This is a genomic window from Roseisolibacter sp. H3M3-2 (genome assembly GCF_029211165.1).
In the GTDB taxonomy this organism is placed as follows: domain Bacteria; phylum Gemmatimonadota; class Gemmatimonadetes; order Gemmatimonadales; family Gemmatimonadaceae; genus Roseisolibacter.
On sequence record NZ_JARGEK010000514.1, the window covers coordinates 1 to 2,652 of the forward strand.

The window sequence follows — 2,652 nt, forward strand, 5'->3', positions numbered from 1 at the left end:
CGACGTCGCGCGCCGCGCCGGCGGTGTCCCACCAGGGCTCGGGGGCCAGCGCCGGGCGGGCGGCGAGGAAGGCGCCGCACTGCGCGAGCGCCACCGGGTGGCTGCGCGCCGCGCGCAGGGCGCCCTCGGCGGCGCCGGGGAGCGCGAGGAGGCACAGCGCCACCGGCTCGGTGACCTCGGCGTCCACGCGCAGCACGGCGACGCGCGCCCCGAGCGCCGCGCGCGCCTCGGCGACCGGGCCGGCGATCCGGTTCTCGACCGGGAGCGCCGCCGCCTCGGCCTCGCCGCGCGCCGCCCGCTCGCGCGCCGCGTCGAAGGTCGGGCACGGGAGCGCGCGGGCGTCGGGGCGCCAGCGCAGCGCCGCCGACTCGCCGAACGCGCCGGGCGCGCCCTGGAAGGCCACCGTGGGGGGCATGCGCCAAAGCTAACGCCCTTGCGGACAACGGGGCCGCGACGCATTGCGTATCGACCCACACCACCCACAGCCCCCTCCATGCGACGCTGCCTCGGCCTCCTGCTCCTCCTCGGCGCCACCTCCCTCCCCGCGCAGCAGCCCGCGCCGGCGGCGCAGCCCGCGCAGCCGCAGCGGGCGAAGAACCTGAAGGTCCTCCCGGCCGACATGCCGCTCGCCGCGGTGCGCGACACCATGCGGCTCTACGCCCGCGCGCTCGGCGTGCGCTGCTCGCACTGCCACGTGAGCGTCGAGGGGGCGGCCGGGCAGCCGCCGCAGACCGACTACGCCTCGGACGACAAGGTCGAGAAGGAGATCGCGCGCCACATGATGCGCATGACGCGCGCGATCAACACGCAGCACATCGCGCCGCTCCCCTCGCGCGTCGAGCCGAACATCGCCGTCGGCTGCGCGACCTGCCACCGCGGCCTCACCGAGCCGCGCCAGCTGGCCGACGAGCTGCTGCTCGCCTACCAGGACGGCGGGATCGACCGGCTGCAGGCGCGCTACGACTCGCTGCGCGCGCGCTACTACGGGCAGGCGTCGTACGACTTCGGCGACGCGCCGCTCGGCGACGTGGCGCAGGCGCTGCGCGCGCGCGACCGCTCGGCCGACGCGATGAAGGTCTACCTGCTCAACGTGAAGATGTCCCCCGCCTCGGCCAACGCGCACCGCATGCTCGCCGACGCGCAGCTGGCGGCGCGCGACACGGCCGCCGCGGTGGCCAGCCTGGAGAAGGTCGTCCAGCTCGCCCCGAACGACCCGCAGGCGCGCCGGCAGCTTGACGCGCTCCGCCGGAAGCCGTAGTCTGCCTGCCATGTCGCCGCGTCCCCGCGCCCTCGCCGCCCGATTTTACTATCCGCGCCCTCCACGGGCCGCGGCGGCGTGCGCGCGTCGATGATCCACCGGATCGACTAGACGCGACACACACCACTCGCACCGGGCCCGTGGAGCTTGCCTCCGCGGGCCCGGCGCCGTTTCGCGCCCCGCCCCACCGGCCGGGCGCGCACGCGACCCGGCCCCCACCCCCGGAGTCGCCATGATCGTCGTCACCACGCCCGACATCACCCCCGCCCAGCTCGACGCCGTCCGCGAGCACGTCGAGGCGCTCGGGCTGCGCACGCACGTCAGCCGCGGCGACCGCCGCACCATCGTCGGCTGCATCGGCGACGACGCCGCCGTCGCCGAGAGCGGGATCGCCGCGCTCCCCGGCGTCGAGTCGGTGACGCCGGTGCTCAAGCCGTACAAGCTGCCGGCGCGCGAGTTCGCCGCCGGGCCGACGCGCGTGCGGCTCGGCGCGGCGGCCGACCCGGTGCTCGTGGGCGGCGACGCGCTGGCCGTGATCGCCGGCCCCTGCTCGGTCGAGGGGCCCGGGATGCTGCGCGCGACGGCGCACGCGGTGCGCGCGTCGGGCGCGGTCGCGCTGCGCGGCGGCGCGTTCAAGCCGCGCACCTCGCCGTACGCCTTCCAGGGGATGGGGCGGGAGGCGCTGCGCCTGCTCGCCGAGGCGCGCGCGGAGACGGGGCTCCCCGTCGTGACCGAGGTGATGGACACGCGCCTCGTGGAGCTGGTCGCCGAGCACGCCGACGTGCTGCAGGTCGGCGCGCGCAACATGCAGAACTTCGCGCTGCTGTCCGAGGTCGGGCGCACGGGGCGCCCGGTGCTGCTCAAGCGCGGCCCGAGCGCCACCGTCGCCGAGCTGCTGATGGCCGCCGAGTACGTGATGGCGCAGGGGAACGGGGACGTGATCCTGTGCGAGCGCGGGATCCGCGGGTGGGACCCGGCGACGCGCAACACGTTCGACCTGGCGGCGGTGCCGGTGCTCAAGATGGAGACGCACCTCCCGGTGCTCGTGGACCCGAGCCACGCCGGCGGGCGCGCCGACCTGGTGCCGGCGCTGAGCTTCGCCGCGGTCGCGGCGGGGGCGGACGGGCTGATCGTCGAGGTGCACCCCGCCCCCGCCGAGGCGCGGAGCGACGGCCCGCAGTCGCTCGACCTGCCGGCGTTCGACGCGCTGATGGCGCGCCTGCGCCCGTTCGCGGAGGCGGCGGGGCGCACGCTGGCGGCGCCGGCGTGGGCCGCATGACGGCGGCGCTGGACGGCCTGCGGGCCGACGTGGCGCGGGTGGCCGAGGAGCTGGCCGCGCTGTTCGCCGAGCGGGCAAGTCGGAGGCCAAGCGGTCTTAGGAAGACAAATCGTGG

The 2,652-nt window shown here is 77.0% G+C and carries 3 protein-coding genes; 2 read left to right on the top strand and 1 reads right to left on the bottom strand.

Annotation, left to right across the window (positions count from 1 at the left end; all coding sequences use genetic code 11):
* Positions 1 to 415, bottom strand: a 415-nt coding sequence (locus PYV61_RS23825) for a prephenate dehydratase domain-containing protein (RefSeq protein WP_275836369.1), incomplete at its 3' end; no start/stop codon positions are given.
* Positions 416 to 493: 78 nt separating this feature from the next.
* On the opposite strand from PYV61_RS23825, the gene PYV61_RS23830 reads away from it, so the two are divergent.
* Together PYV61_RS23830 and aroF are read left to right on the top strand one after the other, a co-directional pair.
* Positions 494 to 1,258: a c-type cytochrome gene (locus tag PYV61_RS23830; RefSeq protein WP_275836370.1), complete on the top strand. Its 765-nt coding sequence runs from the start codon at positions 494 to 496 to the stop codon at positions 1,256 to 1,258.
* Positions 1,259 to 1,490: 232 nt separating this feature from the next.
* A complete protein-coding gene (gene aroF, locus PYV61_RS23835) occupies positions 1,491 to 2,537 on the top strand; it encodes a 3-deoxy-7-phosphoheptulonate synthase (RefSeq protein ID WP_275836371.1) in 1,047 nt (348 codons plus the stop codon).
* The last annotated feature ends 115 nt before the right edge of the window (positions 2,538 to 2,652 follow it).

What these genes read in the sequence shown, in the direction of transcription:
- PYV61_RS23830 (WP_275836370.1), top strand. Translation starts at nt 494, where the DNA reads ATGCGACGCTGCCTCGGCCTCCTGCTCCTCCTCGGCGCCACCTCCCTC.
- aroF (WP_275836371.1), top strand. Translation starts at nt 1,491, where the DNA reads ATGATCGTCGTCACCACGCCCGACATCACCCCCGCCCAGCTCGACGCC.